Origin of the sequence: Salipiger abyssi, from assembly GCF_017311415.1 — a bacterium.
In the GTDB taxonomy this organism is placed as follows: Bacteria; Pseudomonadota; Alphaproteobacteria; order Rhodobacterales; family Rhodobacteraceae; genus Salipiger; species Salipiger abyssi_A.
Genome location: NZ_JAEKIS010000013.1, coordinates 1 through 17,395 on the forward strand (window position 1 = coordinate 1; position 17,395 = coordinate 17,395).

Consider the following 17,395-nt stretch of genomic DNA (forward strand, 5'->3'; position numbering starts at 1 on the left):
CCCCCGTGAAGAGAACCGCGCCGCCGCCGCCAGCCTTCGGTCGGGCTACGCCCTCCCTACGGCTGGCGGCGGCGGCCAACTTGCCTGACGGTGCCGGTCAAGATGGTTGTCGCCCACCACGTGCCGGATGATGGCGGACGGATCGCATCAATCGCGTGCACCACCGGCGCTTCGAAGGTCTTGCTGAATGTCCCCCCGGCCTTTTCGGTCCAGGCTTGAAGGCGCTCTTCGCTCTTTCCTGCAATGAGGATTTGTGGACCGTTTTGAAACGTACATACTCCGAACACGCAGCGCGTTAATCCCGATTGTTCATCGATAAGGCAATAGGGCGTGGCGCTCCAATAGGCAGCCAGCTCAGTCATGAAGGCTGAGCTCGGGTTGCCGTGAAGCAATGTGTTGAGCGTTGTGCGGGCCTGCTCAAGACAGGATGCAACGCTGCGATCAGGCTGGTAGCGGTCGAGCAAGAACGTGGCTTTTTCCGCATAGCACAGGGTGCCGTCGCTGACGATATGAGCGGTGAGGCGCTTGGGAAGAGTGTCGCGCTTTAGCACCCGGATTTTCGGCAGGTCTAGAAAGTCGTAATCGGTGATCTCGATTTCTAAGGATACTGATACCGTGCCAACCTTAACCTGGCCTTGATACCGATCCCGCCCGGAGCCTGGCACGAGGGTAAACCCGTGTCCGGCAAGAACCTCACGTACGCGCTGCCAAGCGTTCATCACCCCGAAGTCGTGCGCGCCGTGGTCTTGAGCGGTGCGCTGGAGATAACCGCCGCAGGGGCGGCGATCTCGGGCACCTTGCTATGAGCTTTGACAAGATCGGGGCGGTTCGGCACGCGCCGCCCGAGCGCTTTCTGAAGGCGCTGCACGGTCAGGTCTTGCAAGTAATGTCCGTTCAGCGCGGTGCCGACCGTCTCGTGCAGTTGGTTCGCGGCGCTGCGATAGCGGGCACGCTCGATTTCGTCCCAGTCGTTGAGGGCGCTCGGAACGTCCAAGACCGGGTTCTGGATAGGATCGCGCATAAATTCTGAAAGCGCGCCTGCGACCTGATGAAACGCCAAATCGTCTCGTGCCTCGTCAGCAGAGACAAGACCTTCGCGGTAGCAGTTGGCGATACAGACCATGAGCGCAACCGAAGACGGCCCGCCTTGCTCGAAAGCAAAATCACGCCACCCCTTGAAGTATCGGCTCTGACGCCGGACCTGGGGCCCGTAGCGTGAGAACTGTTCTTCGAACCAGTCATGAAGGGCGCGGGGATCGGACTGGACCCAGCCCTCTTCGCGGTGTGCGAGCATGATCCGGTCGGAAGGGATGCGAAGCGTGCGATGACGGTCCATCATAGTAAGCATCTGGGATGCGGCGGTCACCAGCGTTTCACCCGTCGCATCGCGAAGGCTCTTTTCCAAGGTCTCGAAGGCATCATCAGGGATCGCGTAGAGCGGGTAATCGATATGCATGAACGGGCTGATCTCGACCCGCACACAGGTACTCTTCTTCTTGATGGTCCAGCCTTCGGCATCACACAGAGGATTGATGGCAGTCTCGACCAGTTCGAAGAATTTCTTAGCGGCAAGACCGGGTTCCTGACGGGCCAAGAACGAAGTCTTTACATAGACGCCCGTGTCGCGGTCGCATTGCTGCGGCGGCATGAAGGCCGGTTCGACGGCGGTGTCATAGGCAAGGCCCCCTTGGAGAAGGAAGCGAACATCAAGGGTCGGCGGCGCTTGCTTGGAGGCGCGGTAAGCATCGGTGGCGAGCGCCATCTGTTTGCCGAACTGAACGGCCACGGCGGCGGCGCGGCGGATAGCGGCGCGAAGCTTCCGGTCGGCCTGCAACAGGGCGCGGCGCGTATCATCCGGCAGCAAGATCGCCTGATGGTAGGACGCGCTCGTGTTCGCGCCGAGAAACAGAGCATGGGCATTCATAGTTGACATAGGACCCACCGAGTTCGTGACATCACACACCACATGATATAGGATAGACGGGCGAAAAACAAACCAGATCTTGAGGAATCTCGCGGTTGTACAGAGTCCTAGATAAAACGGCGTTGAATTGGGTTCTGTTCATCCTGTTCGGGGTAAGCTTGGCCATCAACGCGGTGCTGATCCGGCCAGAGACGGGCTCGGAACTCATGCGTCTCATCTACACGACCCCGGCCACCTTCGGGCTCATTAGCCTGGTGCTTGGAGCAACCCCTCTGTGGCGCAAGCTTTGGGGGTTTTTCCCGCTGCTAAACAGCTGGGTTTTCCCCGATCTAAACGGGCGCTGGCAAACTGAAATCCACTCAAACATCGCCGCGATGGCAGCGTATCATCCGGATTTTGCAGGCACCGACCCGCAAACCATCAATACACTGGTGCCCGGGCAATTCGAGATCGTTCAGAACTGGTTCAGGCTCTACATCCGTTTTGATGCCGATGACAAGTATTCGACCTCGAACACACTTGTAGTCGAGCCGAGAAAAGACCGCGAGTCGGGTCGGTTCACTCTCACATATGTCTACAAAAACGAGACCCCTGCACCTCAGCCAACGGATGAGCAGTTTCATTTCGGCGCTGCCCACGTCGAGATCGATCCGAACTTCAAGTCCATGCGAGGAATCTACTGGACGAACCGCAATGCCCCACGCGGGCTAAATACAGCGGGATCCATTGCAGCAAAGCGGGTTTAAAGCTAATAGCTTCTGGCGGCACATTCCTCTAGCTGCACTCGAACGAAGTTCGCGCCGTGGCCTACATCAACCTAAATGCAGGCGAGACTTCAGAACTCCCACTCGATGTGGGTCTATAGCCTATTATACTTCCGTCTTGCGAGACTTTGACTCCAAGGCCGAACCTAGCCAACCCTTGGGCGGCCGATGACCGGCCGCCGCCATCGCCAGTATTGCTGATCCTTACTATAGCGCCGACTGCCAGCACATTACCCTTATGATCCAGTAGTGTTGCTCCATCGATTGAAAGCAACTCTTCCCTAAGAGTACGGTCCAGTTCGTGGAAGGGCCGCTTCTGTACGATGGCGCTAAGCGCTTTTGTTTTTTCTGAAGTTATTAGGTCCAGCCTGTCAAATTCGGCTACTAGCGAGTGCCAACTCTCGCGTTGACCAGAGCCAACAATTCCTAGGCAGGCACCTCGCCTCCCAAACGAAGCGTCGAGAATAGATTCATATATTGCTCCACGAATCTTTGGATCACGCGGCACGGCCATTTGGCCCAAGATCGGACTGTGGGTAAGAAAATGCCAAACCCCATTCCGCCTTGAGAAGAGAAGCTGGCCATCGCGAAAGACTAGCAACTCTCCATATCCATTGAGTGCAACTGCAACCCTACCTTCGCGGCCTGCAGTCCAGTTAGAAATTGCCGATTGCATCGAAGGGCTTGCCGGAGCCGTTTTAACCTGATGATTTAGAGAAAGGTGCTGAATAAAACTCAGACCTTCATCGAATACCAGCATGCTATTGTACCCGTTCGTGAGAACGGCACCTATGTCGTTCGAAGCAAAAAGGTCAAATTTAATGCCTGTGTTCGCTTTCGCAAAGGGATCGATGCCTATCGCCCCGGTTATAGGCGTACCTTCGTAAAGTCGCGTCGACCAGTTCGACATCTGATCGAGCAAGGCAAGAACGTTCTTCTCGATGGATTCTTCAGAGACCGCTCGAGCAACTACTCGCCTTTGGAAGGTCGAGAGCAGATCGGCTTTGAGGTCTCCCTTCAGCTCGTCGTTCATTTCAGCCAGGATACTTGAGAAGGCTTCAACTACCCGAATTTCTCGGGCGGGGTCCTTTTTCTTCGCGAACGGCTGATCTCTTCGAAATATTAGCCGGTATGTATCCGATTTGTTCACCTTAAACCCAATCTTTTGAGGACTGAGATAGGCGACAGTTGCCTCTGAGGAGCTCGAACGTTCAGAAGACGCGTCTAATGCCGCGCCCGAAAATAGTGGGAGCAGATATTCCTCAGATATCTCTCTGAGAAGATCCTCGCTCATCCCTTTCGGTAAAGTGGACCGATCTCTTTTCTGAATCGCCAATATTCAAACCATCTCTTGAAAGCCCATCGCTACGAGAACTTGTTTCTAGCGAATTGGCACGTCTCTCTTGTTGCATTAGTGGCGGGCAAAGTTCACAAGCGAAATCGCTCGGGACCAGCCGTACACATCCTTGCATCACCTTCTCTTCCCAGTCAAAGAGTGCGCACACAAGGCGGTTGAGCAAATTTTGAGTTGTCCGATCACATGGCAGACCAATGTCTGCTTTCGGCACACGAGATACTGTGTGGAGCCCGCCCTTTTGGGCCTTCGTCGCTGCGCTGTGTCTGGGCCGAATGACGGTAAAGGGCTGCCTCGCGCCCTGCCCTACGCCGGGCACGAAGCGCAGTTCAGCGCTGCGTGGGGATCTCGCGGTTTTGAGTCTTCGGAAACCAGCCGTTAACGACTGCCAGCGCAAAAGAAGCTGGTGTCAGCGAGGCTAAGGAGCCTGTGGCGGGCGTAAGGGACCGTCTCTTGGCAGGACAAGGCAACCGCAGTCTGCGCCCCCGCCCCGTTCATCCTTAACCAGGCCCTCGGCCAACGCTTTTCTCAATATCATCCACTTCGTCGACAGCGGGCGAACCACGGTGGCCGATAACTTCCTCGGCCGGAAGCCTTCCGATTCTGAAGCCTTCCCCGCTACTAACTGTGTGTCCAAGGAGGGCCAGTGTGTCCGGCAGTGTGCGTGGAGTGTGCGCGGATGCCCTCCAAAACTGGCCTTTTTGTCCTGTTTTGCGACAGTCCGACCGACACACGTTTTATTTAAATTCAAACACTTACCTAAAACCCGCCAAACAACTCCGGAAACTGTTAATCAATTGGTCGTAGGTTCGATCCCTACCGCCGGAGCCAATCACGAAAAAGCCCATAAAAGTCAATGACTTAGTTGGGATTTCTGTTTGGCAGGGTCTTTCTCATCCCTCTGTGCCCCAAAGCGCGATTATTACTGCGCCCTCCCCCTCGCAGCAATCATCAACCACCCGCACCAGCTTGAACACATCGGCATAGGTAAGGCCCGCGTCCAGCAAATCGGCAAGACGGGCCTTCACGATTACGTCCAAAAACGCGACACAAGCCCGACCAAGCTCGCCGGCAGGCGCCTCCTCACCCCCCCGCCGCATACTCCCGGATCCGCTCCACCATCGCCCGCAGCCCGTTCGAGCGTTGTGCCGAGAGGTGGTCGTTCAGACCCAGCCGGCCCAGCTCGGCGCGGGCGTCGAGCTTGCCGACCTCGCCCACCGGCAGACCGTCATAGAGCCGGTGCAGCACCGCGATCAGGCCACGCACGATCATCGCGTCGCTGTCGCCCTGAAAATGGAAATGCCCCTCCTCAACCGCCGGGTGCAGCCAGACCTGGCTGGCGCAGCCCTCGACCTTGGTGGCGGGCACCTTGAGCGCATCGGGCAAGGGTTCCATCGCCTTCCCCAGCTCGATCACCATGCGGTAGCGGTCTTCCCAATCCTCGAGAAACTCGAAATCCTCGACCACCTCTTCGAACGCCGCCTGTGCCATATCCGTCTCCTGCTGTCGCCTCCAGAGGTAGGCAGGCGCGGCGGAAAGGTCCAGCCCCTGCACGGGATGCTTTTCAAGCCTGGCACAATGCGATAACCCTCACGCACAGGCAGGCAAGGGGCAGTGACGCCATGAAGACATCTCTCTCGGTCCTGATCGTCGCGGGCGTCGTTCTGACAGGCTGCGGCACCGTGCGCGAGTCGCGGATGAACCCGTTCAACTGGTTCGGAGGCAGCGAGCCGGTGACCGTAAACACTGCCGCCACCGGCGCCGACAACCCGCTGATCCCGGCGCGCCGCGCCTCGATCTTTCGGCCCGAAGAAGAAGCCTATGGCGGCTGGCCGGTCGAGACCATCGAAGAGCTGCTGATCGAGCGCCGCCCCGGCGGTGCGATCATCCGCGTCACCGGCATCGCCGACCGCGCCGGCCCGTTCGATGTGCGTATCGTCGAGGACGAGGCCGCCAGCGATGCCGATACGCTGGTTTACGATCTGCGCGCGCTGCAATCGGCGGGGCCGCGCAATGTGGGGCCGCGCGCGCGCATGGTCACGGCAGCGCTCTGGCTCACCGAGCAGGAACTGGCAGGCATCCGCGAGATCCGCGTTCAGGGGGCGAGCAACGCCCGCGTGACGCGCCGGTAAAACGGGGTGGTGGGTTTTAACCCACCATAGAGGCGCCGTAGGGTGGGTTTTTCAACCCACCATGCAACCCACCACGCAAAACCGCGATCTCAGATCTCGATCACCGCGACCTCGCGGCCCTTGACCGCGAGCCCGATTTGCCCTTCGCAGAGCCGCAGCGCATCCTCGCCGAACACCTCGCGGCGCCAGCCGGTCAGCGCTTTGACGTCACGCATGCCCGCCGCCATCGCGTCGAGATCCGCCGCCGGCGCGATCAGCCGTGCCGCCACGCCCGACGCCTCGGTGCGCGCCTTCAGCAGCACCCGCAGCAGATCCGCCAGCGCCGGGTTCACCTGCAACTGGTCGCGGGCATTGTCGGGCTTGGGCAGCTCGTCCTTGGGGCAGTCGAGCCCGGTCTGGATCGCCGCCAGGATGCCCTCGGCGATGGCGCCCTTACGGGCCTCGCGCAGGAGCAGCCGCGAACGGCCCAGATCCTCCATCGTCGCCGGCTTGGTCGAGGCCAGCTCGGTCAGCGCGTCGTCTTTGAAGACACGGTTGCGCGGGATGTTCTTGGACTGCGCGTAATCCTCGCGGAAGGCCGCCAGCTCGCGCACCAGTGCCAGGAAGCGCGGGCTCGACGAACGCGTCTTGACCCGCTGCCAGGCCTCTTCGGGCCGGGTGATATAGGTTTCCGGGTCGGTCAGAACCGCCAGCTCCTCGGCCACCCAACGCGCACGGCCGGTGCGCTCCAGCTCCTTTGCCAGATGCTCGTAGATCACCCGCAGATGGGTGACATCGGCCAGCGCGTATTTCTTCTGCGCATCGGTCAGCGGACGCCGCGACCAGTCGGTGAAGCGCGAGCTCTTGTCGAGCGACTGCCGCGCGATGCGCTTGACCAGCGTCTCGTAGCCCACCTGCTCGCCAAAGCCGCAGACCATCGCCGCAACCTGCGTGTCGAAGAGCGGATCGGGGATCACACCGTGATCGATGAAGAAGATCTCCAGATCCTGCCGTGCGGCATGGAAGACCTTGACCACCGACGTGTCGCGGAAGAGGTCGAGCAGCGGATCGAGCGACAGATTATCGGCGAGCGGATCGACCAGAACCGCGTTCTCGTCGCCCTTGCCCGGCGCCGCGAGCTGGATCAGGCAGAGCTTTGAATAATAGGTCCGTTCCCTCAGAAATTCGGTATCGACCGTGACATAGGGGGCCTCTGCCGCAGCCTCGCAGAACGCGGCAAGCTCTTGTGTCGTGGTGATCGTCTTCATTGGGGCTCCGGCCGCTCTTGCTTATCGTTTGCGTCTCGCTGGGTTGCCCTCCTACACCCGTGCGTGCGCCAGAGCAAAGATATCGCGAAGAAAACCGCGCCCTGAGGCAGGCAGTGACGGGTTTTGAACACGGATTCATTCCACTCCGTGATGCCACCCAAAACAACCATTCATTTTTAAGATACCCGATGCCCGGCTATACCGGCGTCATCACCGCAACCCGCGTCTTTCATAGGTTCCGATATGACGATTCTCGATCTTCACAGCGCCCCGCACCGGTCGTCCGACCGCGCCGCGCGCCCCGCTCTGATGCCTTGGCTTGCTGCGCTTGTCCTGCTTGTGCTCATCGGCGTTCCGGCGCTGATGGCGCCGCCGGCAGAGCTGACGCCCGACGGTTGGCACGGCAATGCCGCCACGCACCGGGCTCAGCCCTGAGCGAGCCGCAGCATCTCGCGATTGCCCTCGGCAAAGCGCCTGAGCACCGCCGGATAGAGGCGGTGCTCCTGCACCAGCACCCGCGCCGCCAGCGCATCGGGCGTGTCGCCCGGCAGCACCGGCACGGTGGCCTGCCCGAGGATCGGGCCCTCGTCCAGCTCCGGCGTGACCTCGTGCACCGTACAGCCATGTTCCGCATCGCCCGCCTCGAGAGCCCGGGCATGGGTGTGCAGCCCGCGATATTTCGGCAGCAGCGAGGGGTGGATGTTCAGCATCCGCCCCTGCCAGTTCTGCACGAAGCTCGCGGTCAGCACCCGCATGAAGCCGGCAAGGCAGAGAATATCCGGCGCGGCCTTTTCCAGCTCTGCCTGAAGCGCGGCCTGAAACGCCTCGCGGTCGCCCTTGAAAGGCCGGTGATCGACCACCGCCGTGGGCACGCCCATCTCGGCGGCCTTCACCAGTCCGCCGGCATCGGCATTGTTCGACAGCACCAGCACGGGCCGGGCCGGGTGATCGCCGGTCATGCTCTCGACCAGCTTCACCATGTTCGAGCCGCCGCCCGAGATGAAGATGGCGACCCGTTTCAAAAGAGCGCGCCCTCATAACCCATGCCCGGCGTGCCGGTGACGGTGCCCAGCGTATAAACGGTCTCGCCTTCCGCGCGCAGCAGCGCGGTCAGCGCCTCGGCCTGTGCCGCGTCCACCGCCAGCACCATGCCGATGCCGCAGTTGAAGGTCTTGAGCATTTCCGCCTGCGCCATGCCGCCGGTCTCGGCCATCCATTTGAACACCGGGGGCAGATCCCAGGCGCCGAGGTCGATCGTGGCGCCCATGCCCTCGGGCAGCACGCGCGGCAGGTTCTCGGTCAGCCCGCCGCCGGTGATATGGGCCAGCGCATGCACGCCGCCCGCCCGCACCGCCGCCAACGCCTGTTTCACATAGAGCCGCGTCGGGGTCAGCAGCACCTCACCAAGCGAGCCCTCGGCCCAGGGGCAATCGGCCTCCCAGCCCAGCCCCGAGACCTCGACCAGCTTGCGCACGAGGCTGTAGCCGTTGGAATGCACCCCGTCCGAGGCCAGCCCCAGCAGCACATCGCCCTCGGCCACGCCGGCGGGCAGCTCGCTGCCGCGCTCCATGGCGCCGACGGCAAAGCCCGCGAGGTCGAAATCGCCCGCCGGATACATGCCCGGCATCTCGGCGGTCTCGCCGCCGATCAGCGCGCAGCCCGAGCGCACGCAGCCCTCGGCGATGCCCTCGATCACCCGCGCGGCGCTCTCGGTGTCGAGCTTGCCGGTGGCGAAATAATCCAGAAAGAACAGCGGCTCGGCGCCCTGACACACCAGATCGTTGACGCACATGGCGACAAGGTCGATGCCGACCCCGTCCACATGGCCGGTGTCGATGGCGATGCGCAGCTTGGTGCCGACCCCGTCGGTGGCCGCCACCAGCACCGGATCGCTGTAGCCCGCCGCCTTCAGATCGAAGAGCGCGCCGAACCCGCCCAGCCCCGTGACGGTGCCCGCCCGGCTGGTCCGCTTCGCCGCGGGTTTGATGCGGTCGACCAGCGCGTTGCCCGCGTCGATATCCACGCCCGCATCCGCATAGGTGATGCCGTTCTTGCCGTCGCTCATGCCGCCCTCCGGGTTTCTTGCGCGCGGCTTTAGCGCATGGGCGCTCCGAAGGAAAGCGTCATGCCATGCATAGAGGGCCCGCCCGAAGAGGCGTATTTGCAAAGAGAAGACGACGCGGGCCTGTCAAACCCGTCGCGCCCTGCCCGTCTTCTCCTGGCAAACCACGCCCGCCAGAGGCGTCCCGGACGTCCCGCCGCTGCATGGTGCCGGAATTTCTGCGCAATCCGTGACGATCCCCCCTTTGATTCCGCGCCCGGCTTGCCTATATTTCCAGCGTTCCCTCGGGAACTATGGACATAAACGCGCTCGTAATAAGCGGATCGGACCCGGGGGCGGTACCCGGCGGCTCCACCATATCACCCTTCGTTGGGGGGAGCATGGGGCCGAAACAGGATCGACGAACGTCTAAAGGGGTTAGCTTTGTCCCGGTGAGCCACCACCGTTATCGGTGCAAATTGCATAATTGCCAACGACAATCATGCTCCGGTTGCAGTTGCTGCGTAAGCAGTAGCAAGACCGAAATCTAAGCCCTTGCGCCTAGCAGCGTAAGGCGGGGTTCGCAGGCACCTGGCAACAGAAGCCTGCACTTCCCTCCCCCTATCAGCGCAATTGACCGGTGCCCCGCGCCCTGCCAGCATCCGCTCATGCTGCGCGCGTTTTGCCTCTGCCTCGCCCTGCTCGCCGCGCCCGCGCGCGCCTGCGAGACCGCGCTGCTGCTGGCGATGGATGTGTCGAACTCGGTGGATGCGGGCGAGTACCGCTTGCAGGCGGAGGGGCTGGCGAGCGCGCTGGCCGATCCCGGGATCGCGGCGATTCTGGTGCAGGACAAGGTGGCGCTGGCGGTGATGCAATGGGCCGGCGACGGGCGGCAGCAGATGAGCATCGGCTGGGTGCAGATGCGCAGCCCCGAAGACGTCACCCGCCTTGCCGCGCGGGCACGCGCCATGGAGCGCGCCTTTGTGCTTTCGGACACCGCGCCGGCCTCGGCGCTGCACAGCGCCATCGACCGCTTCGCCGCGGCGCCCGACTGCGCCCGCCGCGTCATCGACGTCTCGGGCGACGGCACGCCCAATGCAGGCGGCTCCACCGGTGCGGCGCGGCAGCGGGCGCAGCGCGCCGGGATCACCGTGAACGGGCTGGCCATCGAAGCGCCGGGGCATGGGCTCGCCATCACAAATTTCTACCGCCGCGCGCTGATCACACGCGATGGCTTCGTGATGACCGCGCGCGGCCACCGCTCCTTTGCCGAGACGCTGCGACGCAAGATGCTGCGGGAAATCTCGCGTGTCACCGGCTGAGCGGCGCGCCCGTCATGGCGCCGTTACAGAGCCCGGTCACACCGCGCACATGCCCGCATTCTCCCTGCTCTTCACCACCTTCGCCCGGATCGGCCTGCTGAGCTTCGGCGGCCCCGCCGCGCAGATTGCGCTGATGCACCGGGTGCTCGTGGAAGAGCGTGGCTGGCTGAGCGAGCGGCAGTTCCTCTCGGCGCTGAGCTTTTGCATGCTGCTGCCCGGGCCGGAGGCGATGCAGCTTGCCACCTATGCCGGCTGGCGGCTGCGCGGCACCGCCGGCGGGCTGCTGGCAGGGGCGCTCTTCGTGCTGCCCGGGGCGCTGGTGATCGCGGCGCTGGCGGCGCTCTATGCCGCCTATGGCGCCCGCCCCGAGACCGAAGCGCTGATGCTGGGCGTCAAGGCGACGGTGATCGTCATCGTGCTTCAGGCGCTGGCGCGGCTGTGGAAAAGGGCGCTGACCGGGCGCGACGCCGTGGTGATCGCGGTGCTGGGTTTTGCCGCGCTCTACCTGTTCGCGGCGCCCTTCCCGCTGGTGATCGCGGCGGCGGGGTTTTATGGCGCGCTGTCGCGCAGCGCCGCCCCCGAGGCCATCGCCGCGCCGCAGCAGCGCGCGTCCACCCTGCCCCGCATCGCGCTCTGGGCGGCGCTCTGGCTGGCGCCGCTGCCGCTGCTCTGGGCCTTCGGGCAGAGGCTGCTCTTCGATCTGGGGCTGTTCTTTGCCAAGCTCGCCGTAGTCTCCTTCGGCGGTGCCTATGCCGTGCTGGCCTGGATGGCGCAGGAGGTGGTGCAGTTGCGCGGCTGGCTCGGCCCGGAACAGATGGTCGACGCGCTGGGGCTGGCCGAGACCACGCCCGGCCCGCTGATCCTGGTGACCCAGTTCACAGGGCAGCTCATCGGTCATGAAGCGGGTGGCTGGCCGCTGGCGCTGGCGGCCTCGGTGCTGACGCTGTGGATGACCTTCCTGCCCTGTTTCCTCTGGATCTTTGCCTTTGCGCCGCATCTGGAACGGCTGCTGGCGCGACCGCGGCTAAAGGGTGCGCTGAGCGCGATCACCGCCGCCGTGCTGGGGGTGATCGCCAACCTGTCGCTCTGGTTCGCGCTGCATGTGTTCTTTGCCGAAACCCTCGCCGCCCCCGCGCCCTTCGCCGCCACGCTCCCGGTGCTCACAAGCCTGCGCCCGGAGGCGCTGGCACTGGCGGTATTGGCGGCGGGGTTGCTCATCGGGCTGAAACGCTCGGTGCCGCTGACACTGGCGCTCTGCGCGCTCGCCGGCTGGCTGCTGGGCTGAGCGGAGAATTTTCCGGTCGCAGAGTCTTTTCCTCGCCGCCAAATCGAATATGGTGACAGAACCGACACAAGGATTTGTGCCATGTCTGGCGGCATCGACTATGGAAATCTCATGCACCGCGCGATGCGCGGCCTCATTCAGAACGTTCTGGAGGACGTTCGGGAGCGCGGCCTGCCCGGCGAGCATCATTTTTTCATAACCTTCGACACCCAGCACCCGGATGTGGAGATCGCCGACTGGCTGTCCGACCGTTATCCGGGAGAGATGACCGTGGTGCTTCAGCACCGCTTCGACAATCTCGAAGTGACCGATGACGGATTCGCGGTGACGCTCAGCTTTGGCGAGGCGCCGGAGCGGCTCTATATCCCCTATGATTCGATCAAGACCTTCGTCGATCCGTCGGTCGAGTTCGGCCTGCGCTTCGAGACGCATGAGGATGAGGACGAAGACGACCCCACCCCGCCGGAAGACGGGCCCGACGGCCCCGGCGAGGGCGAGACCCAGCACGATGCCGAGGTCGTGCGGCTCGATGCGTTCCGCAAGCAGTAGCGCCAGACACCGGTGACAGTTCCCGAAACCAGGCCCTCCGGGGCGCCGTCCTCCCGCCTGCGCCTGCCCGAGCGATTCCGGCCCGATGCCGATTTCTCGCTGTTTCTGGGACAGGCGCTGCGCAGCCCGCAATCGGTCTCGGCGCTGGCGCCGGCCTCCGACCGGCTGGCCACCGCCATGGCAGCCTGCATCCCCGAGGGCGCCGGGCCAGTGGTCGAGCTCGGCCCCGGCACCGGCAAGATCACCCGCCGGATCCTCGCCCGGGGAATCGCCCCCGCCGATCTGCATCTCATCGAGATCAACGACGAGTTCGCCGGGCTGCTGCGCCAACGCTTTCCCGATCTCACCGTGCATCACTGCGGCGCGCAGAGCGTCGGCGCGCTCGGCCTGCCGCCGCTGCGCGCGGTGGTCTCGGGCCTGCCGCTGCTGTCCTTTCCGGCGCCGCTCCAGGCGCGCATCCTGCGCGCCGCCTTCCGGCAGCTCGCACCCGGCGCGCCCTTCATCCAGTACACCTATGGCCCCGGCGTGCCGGTGTCGTCGCGGCTGATGCGGGTGCTGCACCTGCGCGCAAGACGCTGCGCGGTGGTCTGGGGCAACCTGCCGCCGGCGCAGGTGCTGACCCTGCATCGCGACGCCGGCTGACCGCCCGAAAGGCGCATGTTAACGGTATCCCAAGGTATACAGCCTTGCCTTTCCCGTGACGTGGAGTAAGAGATTTCGCGACCGCGATCAAAGGAGGTTCCCGTGACCCAGACCCGTACCGAAACCGACAGCTTCGGCCCGCTCGAGGTTCCCGCAGACAAGTACTGGGGCGCGCAGACGCAGCGCTCGATCATGAACTTCCCCATCGGCTGGGAAAAGCAGCCGGTGCCGATCATCCGCGCGCTCGGCGTGGTGAAAAAGGCCTGCGCCATGGCCAACAAGGCCAATGGTGCGATGGACGCAAAGATCGCCGACGCGATCATCGCCGCCGCGTCCGAAGTGATCGAGGGCAAGTTCGACGACAACTTCCCGCTGGTGGTCTGGCAGACCGGGTCGGGCACCCAGTCGAACATGAACGCCAACGAAGTGATCTCGAACCGCGCCATCGAGATGCTGGGCGGCGAGATGGGCAGCAAGAAGCCCGTCCATCCGAACGATCACTGCAATATGGGCCAGTCGTCGAACGACACCTTCCCCACCGCCATGCATGTGGGCATCGCCATGCAGGCGCGCGACGTGCTGCTGCCGGGGCTGAAAAAGCTGCTGGCCGCGCTGGAAGCCAAATCGGACGAATTCAAGGACATCATCAAGATCGGCCGCACCCACACCCAGGACGCCACGCCGCTGACGCTGGGCCAGGAATTCTCGGGCTATGCGCATCAGGTCCGCAAGGGCATCCAGCGCGTCGAGGCCTGCCTGCCCGACATCTACGAACTGGCACAGGGCGGCACCGCCGTGGGCACCGGGCTCAACACCAAGAAGGGCTGGGGCGAGGCCGTGGCCGCGAACATGGCCGAGATCACCGGCCTGCCCTTCGTCACCGCACCGAACAAGTTCGAGGCGCTGGCGGCGCATGACGCCATGGTGATGTTCTCGGGCGCGCTCAAGACCGTGGCGGCAAGCCTCTTCAAGATCGCCAACGACATCCGCCTGCTGGGCTCCGGCCCGCGCTCCGGTCTGGGCGAGCTGATCCTGCCGGAAAACGAGCCGGGCAGCTCGATCATGCCGGGCAAGGTGAACCCGACCCAGGCCGAAGCGCTGACCATGGTCTGCGCCCATGTCATGGGCAATGACGCCGCCGTCGGCATGGCCGGTTCGCAGGGTCATTTCGAGCTCAACGTCTACAACCCGATGATGAGCTACAACGTGCTGCAATCCATGCAGCTTCTGGGCGACAGCGCCTCGGCCTTCACCGACAATATGGTGTCGGGCATCCAGGCCAACGAGACGCGCATCGAGAAGCTGATGAAGGAATCGCTGATGCTGGTGACGGCGCTGGCGCCGACCATCGGCTATGACAACGCCACCAAGGTCGCCAAGACCGCACACAAGAACGGCACCACGCTGCGCGAGGAAGCCATCGCGCTCGGCTTTGTCGACGAAGAGACCTTTGACCGCGTCGTGCGTCCCGAAGACATGATCGGCCCCAAGGACTGATTTTTTGCGGCGCGGGGGTATCCCCCGCGCCCGACCCTACGCAGATGTGAACGGCCTGCGCCTGCACGCCGCCCGCGGCTGCCATATCTTTGCCGGTATGGACCGCCGTATCTTTCTCAGCACCGCCCTCGCCACGCCCTTTCTCGCGCCGCGCTTTGCCTCGGCACAGGAGGTCGCGTCCGTTCTCGAGACCGAGGATCAGCTTCACTCCATCCAGGTGCTGCGCGGCGATGAGCTGCTGCTCGCCGAGGCGCCACGCGGGCGCGGGCTGGATGCGGCGGCCAATATCAAATCCTGCTCCAAGAGCCTCGTGGCGCTGATGCTGGGCCGCGCGCTGGAGCGCGGCGATATCGCCTCGGTCGATGCCACGCTGGGCGAGATCGCGCCGGGGCTGATCCCCTCCTCCGCCGATCCCCGGGTGCGCGATATCACCATGGAAGACCTGGTGACCTTGCGCGCCGGGCTGGAGCGCACATCTGGCGGCAATTACGGCGCCTGGGTGTCGTCGGGCAACTGGGTGGCCGATGCGCTCTCGCGTCCGATGGTGGCCGAGCCGGGCGGGCGCATGCTCTATTCCACCGGCAGCACCCATGTGCTTGGCGCGGCGCTGGCGCGAGCGACCGGTCAGAGCCTGCTGCGACAGATGCGCGAGGGCCTGGGCACATCGCTGGGGATCGAGATCCCCGCATGGACGCGCGATCCGCAGGGAAACTATCTCGGCGGCAACGAAATGGCGCTGACGCCGCGCGCCATGCTGCGCGTCGCCTGGATGATGCGCGACGGCGGCAGCTACGATGGCGCTCGGGTCGTCGCCGAGGACTGGCTGGAGGCCTCGCTGGAGCCGCGCACCACCTCGCGTTGGTCGGGCATGGGCTATGGCTACGGTTGGTTTCTCACCCGTTCGGGCTATGGGCTGGCGCGCGGCTATGGCGGGCAGGTCATCGCCTTTCACCGGGACCGCGATCTGGCCGTGGCGATCACCTCGGATCCGCTGCGCCCGGCGCGCTCGGGCGGGTATTTCGGCACGCTGACCGCCCTGCTCGACGGGCCGATCCTCGCCATGGCGTAACGGCAGCGATCTCGACGCTTTCGGAGCTGGCCTAGGCGCGATAAGCTCGGTGCATGACCACCCCGGTGAATCTCAATCGCTACCGCAAGGAGAAGGCCCGCGCCGAAAAGCGCGCCAAGGCTGATTCCAACGCGGTCAAGTTCGGTCGCAGCAAGGCCGAGAAATCCCGCGAGCTCGCCCGCAAGGAGAAAGCCGCGCGCGATCTCGACGGTCACAGGCGCGACGAATGACGGGACGACCGGTCAAACACTCGCTGAGCCTGCGCGGGCACCGCACTTCGGTATCTCTGGAGGAGGCGTTCTGGAACGAGTTCCGCGCCATCGCCCGGGCGGAGGGCAAGGCGCTCAACGCGCTCGCCGCGGAGATCGACGAGACCCGCGGGCTCGAGGCCGGGCTGGCCTCGGCGATCCGGGTTTATGTGCTGAAATACGTCAAGGCCCGCGCCCGCGGCTGAGCGGGGCGCAAATTCCTTGCAAGGAATTTGGCGGCGGTGCCGTGGCGGCCTGTGCCCGGCGTGCCGAAGGCGGCCAATGCGGACGCCTTCGGCGGGAGTATTGTCGGAAAGATGAAAGACCTGGGTCCGGATCAGGCCTCGGCCAGGGTCTTTTCCCGGGCCGCGCGCAGCTTGGCGAAATCGTCGCCGGCGTGATAGCTCGACCGGGTGAGCGGCGTTGCCGAGACCATCAGAAAGCCCTTGCCATAAGCGGTCTTTTCATAATTCGCGAATTCCTCCGGCGTGACGAAACGGTCCACAGCGTGGTGTTTCGATGTCGGCTGGAGGTATTGCCCGATGGTGAGGAAATCCACATTCGCGGCGCGCATGTCGTCCATCACCTGCCGGACGGACTGGGCGTCTTCGCCGAGTCCGACCATGATGCCGGATTTTGTGAAGATCGACGGGTCGATCTCTTTCACCCGTTGCAGCAGCCGCAGCGAATGGAAATAGCGCGCGCCCGGACGCACAGAGGGGTAGAGCCCGGGCACGGTTTCGAGATTGTGGTTGAACACGTCGGGCTTGGCCGCGACCACGGTCTCCAGCACCTCGGGGGCGCATTTCAGGAAATCCGGCGTCAGGATCTCGATCGTGGTCCCGGGCGAGCGGTGGCGCACGGCGCGGATGGTCTGGGCGAAATGCTCCGCCCCGCCATCGGCCAGATCGTCGCGGTCGACGGAGGTGATCACCACATGGTTCAGCCCCAGCTTCTGCACCGCATCGGCGACGCGGCCCGGCTCGAACACGTCGAGCGCATCGGGGCGCCCGGTGGCGATGTTGCAGAAGGAGCAGCCGCGCGTACAGATATCGCCCATGATCATCATCGTGGCGTGACCCTGGTTCCAGCATTCGCCGGCATTCGGGCAGCCCGCCTCTTCACAGACGGTCACGAGCTTGTGTTCGCGCATGATGCGGTGGGTTTCCTGATACCCCTTGCCGGTGGGCGCCTTCACCCGGATCCAGTCCGGTTTCTTGGGCTGAGGATTGTCCTTGCGATGCGCCTTTTCCGGATGACGCTGTGTCGGGATCTTGAGGTCTCGCACCATTTCTTCCCCGCGATAGGTCGGTCTCTTCGA

Annotated in this window: 19 protein-coding genes and 1 other RNA gene; 12 read left to right on the forward strand and 8 right to left on the reverse strand. The window is 63.7% G+C overall.

The genetic code is table 11. The features are described 5' to 3' along the window. Window positions 1-56: 56 nt before the first annotated feature. A complete protein-coding gene (locus tag I6N89_RS16840) occupies window positions 57-719 on the reverse strand; it encodes an E2/UBC family protein (RefSeq protein WP_236016695.1) in 663 nt (220 codons plus the stop codon). Then, window positions 719-1,933 (reverse strand): CBASS cGAMP synthase, encoded by a 1,215-nt coding sequence (locus I6N89_RS16845; protein ID WP_207019640.1) that lies wholly within the window; start codon window positions 1,931-1,933, stop codon window positions 719-721. Before I6N89_RS16845 ends, I6N89_RS16840 begins: the two co-directional genes overlap by 1 nt. A 113-nt stretch (window positions 1,934-2,046) precedes the next feature. On the opposite strand from I6N89_RS16845, the gene I6N89_RS16850 reads away from it, so the two are divergent. Then, the gene (locus tag I6N89_RS16850; RefSeq protein ID WP_236016696.1) at window positions 2,047-2,670 is read left to right on the forward strand and encodes a hypothetical protein; all 624 of its coding nucleotides are present in this window, start codon (window positions 2,047-2,049) and stop codon (window positions 2,668-2,670) included. A 61-nt stretch (window positions 2,671-2,731) separates the two neighbouring features. Here I6N89_RS16850 and I6N89_RS16855 read toward each other — a convergent pair whose 3' ends face one another. Both I6N89_RS16855 and I6N89_RS16860 read right to left on the reverse strand, forming a co-directional pair. Further along, window positions 2,732-3,982 carry a hypothetical protein gene (locus tag I6N89_RS16855; protein ID WP_207019643.1) on the reverse strand — a complete coding sequence of 417 codons (1,251 nt, stop codon included), beginning with the start codon at window positions 3,980-3,982 and terminating at the stop codon, window positions 2,732-2,734. Between the two features lie 1,143 nt (window positions 3,983-5,125). After that, the gene (locus tag I6N89_RS16860; protein WP_207019644.1) at window positions 5,126-5,533 is read right to left on the reverse strand and encodes a SufE family protein; all 408 of its coding nucleotides are present in this window, start codon (window positions 5,531-5,533) and stop codon (window positions 5,126-5,128) included. Between the two features lie 131 nt (window positions 5,534-5,664). Between I6N89_RS16860 and I6N89_RS16865 the strand changes: the two genes are divergently transcribed. Then, entirely contained in the window at window positions 5,665-6,174 is a 510-nt protein-coding gene (locus I6N89_RS16865; protein ID WP_207019646.1) for a hypothetical protein, read from the forward strand. Window positions 6,175-6,263: 89 nt separating this feature from the next. Here the strand turns inward: I6N89_RS16865 and rnd are convergent, their stop codons facing one another. Next, the gene (gene rnd, locus I6N89_RS16870) at window positions 6,264-7,421 is read right to left on the reverse strand and encodes a ribonuclease D (protein ID WP_207019648.1); all 1,158 of its coding nucleotides are present in this window, start codon (window positions 7,419-7,421) and stop codon (window positions 6,264-6,266) included. A gap of 243 nt (window positions 7,422-7,664) precedes the next feature. Here rnd and I6N89_RS16875 point away from each other — a divergent pair, with 243 nt between their 5' ends. Beyond that, window positions 7,665-7,856 carry a hypothetical protein gene (locus I6N89_RS16875; RefSeq protein WP_207019650.1) on the forward strand — a complete coding sequence of 64 codons (192 nt, stop codon included), beginning with the start codon at window positions 7,665-7,667 and terminating at the stop codon, window positions 7,854-7,856. Here the strand turns inward: I6N89_RS16875 and purN are convergent. Both purN and purM read right to left on the reverse strand, forming a co-directional pair. After that, the gene (purN, locus tag I6N89_RS16880; protein ID WP_207019651.1) at window positions 7,847-8,443 is read right to left on the reverse strand and encodes a phosphoribosylglycinamide formyltransferase; all 597 of its coding nucleotides are present in this window, start codon (window positions 8,441-8,443) and stop codon (window positions 7,847-7,849) included. The two genes, I6N89_RS16875 and purN, sit on opposite strands and share 10 nt — an antisense overlap. Beyond that, window positions 8,440-9,486, reverse strand: a complete 1,047-nt coding sequence (gene purM, locus I6N89_RS16885) for a phosphoribosylformylglycinamidine cyclo-ligase (RefSeq protein ID WP_207019652.1) — start codon at window positions 9,484-9,486, stop codon at window positions 8,440-8,442. Before purM ends, purN begins: the two co-directional genes overlap by 4 nt. Window positions 9,487-9,722: 236 nt before the next feature. Here purM and ssrA point away from each other — a divergent pair. The 9 genes from ssrA to I6N89_RS16930 all read left to right on the forward strand — a co-directional run bounded on the left by ssrA (window position 9,723) and on the right by I6N89_RS16930 (window position 16,280). Further along, window positions 9,723-10,074, forward strand: a transfer-messenger RNA (tmRNA) gene (gene ssrA, locus I6N89_RS16890). Between the two features lie 56 nt (window positions 10,075-10,130). Next, window positions 10,131-10,784 carry a DUF1194 domain-containing protein gene (locus I6N89_RS16895; RefSeq protein WP_207019654.1) on the forward strand — a complete coding sequence of 218 codons (654 nt, stop codon included), beginning with the start codon at window positions 10,131-10,133 and terminating at the stop codon, window positions 10,782-10,784. 49 nt (window positions 10,785-10,833) lie between these two features. Then, window positions 10,834-12,069, forward strand: a complete 1,236-nt coding sequence (gene chrA / locus I6N89_RS16900; protein WP_207019656.1) for a chromate efflux transporter — start codon at window positions 10,834-10,836, stop codon at window positions 12,067-12,069. Between the two features lie 81 nt (window positions 12,070-12,150). Then, entirely contained in the window at window positions 12,151-12,618 is a 468-nt protein-coding gene (locus I6N89_RS16905; protein ID WP_207019658.1) for an SspB family protein, read from the forward strand. Between the two features lie 12 nt (window positions 12,619-12,630). Then, a complete protein-coding gene (locus I6N89_RS16910; RefSeq protein WP_207019660.1) occupies window positions 12,631-13,260 on the forward strand; it encodes a class I SAM-dependent methyltransferase in 630 nt (209 codons plus the stop codon). A 102-nt stretch (window positions 13,261-13,362) separates the two neighbouring features. Beyond that, entirely contained in the window at window positions 13,363-14,757 is a 1,395-nt protein-coding gene (gene fumC, locus I6N89_RS16915; RefSeq protein ID WP_207019662.1) for a class II fumarate hydratase, read from the forward strand. 97 nt (window positions 14,758-14,854) lie between these two features. Further along, window positions 14,855-15,826 carry a serine hydrolase domain-containing protein gene (locus I6N89_RS16920; protein WP_207019834.1) on the forward strand — a complete coding sequence of 324 codons (972 nt, stop codon included), beginning with the start codon at window positions 14,855-14,857 and terminating at the stop codon, window positions 15,824-15,826. Window positions 15,827-15,879: 53 nt separating this feature from the next. After that, a complete protein-coding gene (locus tag I6N89_RS16925) occupies window positions 15,880-16,056 on the forward strand; it encodes a DUF4169 family protein (protein WP_207019664.1) in 177 nt (58 codons plus the stop codon). Then, complete coding sequence (locus I6N89_RS16930; protein WP_207019665.1) at window positions 16,053-16,280, forward strand: ribbon-helix-helix domain-containing protein; 228 nt, start codon at window positions 16,053-16,055, stop codon at window positions 16,278-16,280. Before I6N89_RS16925 ends, I6N89_RS16930 begins: the two co-directional genes overlap by 4 nt. 131 nt (window positions 16,281-16,411) lie before the next feature. Here the strand turns inward: I6N89_RS16930 and lipA are convergent, their stop codons facing one another. Next, complete coding sequence (gene lipA, locus I6N89_RS16935) at window positions 16,412-17,362, reverse strand: lipoyl synthase (protein WP_207019835.1); 951 nt, start codon at window positions 17,360-17,362, stop codon at window positions 16,412-16,414. Window positions 17,363-17,395 lie beyond the last annotated feature (33 nt).

Bases quoted from the DNA above. Each gene is read 5' to 3' on its own strand.
- I6N89_RS16840 (WP_236016695.1), bottom strand. From the start codon at position 719: ATGAACGCTTGGCAGCGCGTACGTGAGGTTCTTGCCGGACACGGGTTT.
- I6N89_RS16845 (WP_207019640.1), bottom strand. From the start codon at position 1,933: ATGTCAACTATGAATGCCCATGCTCTGTTTCTCGGCGCGAACACGAGC.
- I6N89_RS16855 (WP_207019643.1), bottom strand. From the start codon at position 3,982: ATGAGCGAGGATCTTCTCAGAGAGATATCTGAGGAATATCTGCTCCCA.
- I6N89_RS16860 (WP_207019644.1), bottom strand. From the start codon at position 5,533: ATGGCACAGGCGGCGTTCGAAGAGGTGGTCGAGGATTTCGAGTTTCTC.
- I6N89_RS16865 (WP_207019646.1), top strand. From the start codon at position 5,665: ATGAAGACATCTCTCTCGGTCCTGATCGTCGCGGGCGTCGTTCTGACA.
- rnd (WP_207019648.1), bottom strand. From the start codon at position 7,421: ATGAAGACGATCACCACGACACAAGAGCTTGCCGCGTTCTGCGAGGCT.
- I6N89_RS16875 (WP_207019650.1), top strand. From the start codon at position 7,665: ATGACGATTCTCGATCTTCACAGCGCCCCGCACCGGTCGTCCGACCGC.
- purM (WP_207019652.1), bottom strand. From the start codon at position 9,486: ATGAGCGACGGCAAGAACGGCATCACCTATGCGGATGCGGGCGTGGAT.
- I6N89_RS16895 (WP_207019654.1), top strand. From the start codon at position 10,131: ATGCTGCGCGCGTTTTGCCTCTGCCTCGCCCTGCTCGCCGCGCCCGCG.
- chrA (WP_207019656.1), top strand. From the start codon at position 10,834: ATGCCCGCATTCTCCCTGCTCTTCACCACCTTCGCCCGGATCGGCCTG.
- I6N89_RS16905 (WP_207019658.1), top strand. From the start codon at position 12,151: ATGTCTGGCGGCATCGACTATGGAAATCTCATGCACCGCGCGATGCGC.
- I6N89_RS16920 (WP_207019834.1), top strand. From the start codon at position 14,855: ATGGACCGCCGTATCTTTCTCAGCACCGCCCTCGCCACGCCCTTTCTC.
- I6N89_RS16925 (WP_207019664.1), top strand. From the start codon at position 15,880: ATGACCACCCCGGTGAATCTCAATCGCTACCGCAAGGAGAAGGCCCGC.
- I6N89_RS16930 (WP_207019665.1), top strand. From the start codon at position 16,053: ATGACGGGACGACCGGTCAAACACTCGCTGAGCCTGCGCGGGCACCGC.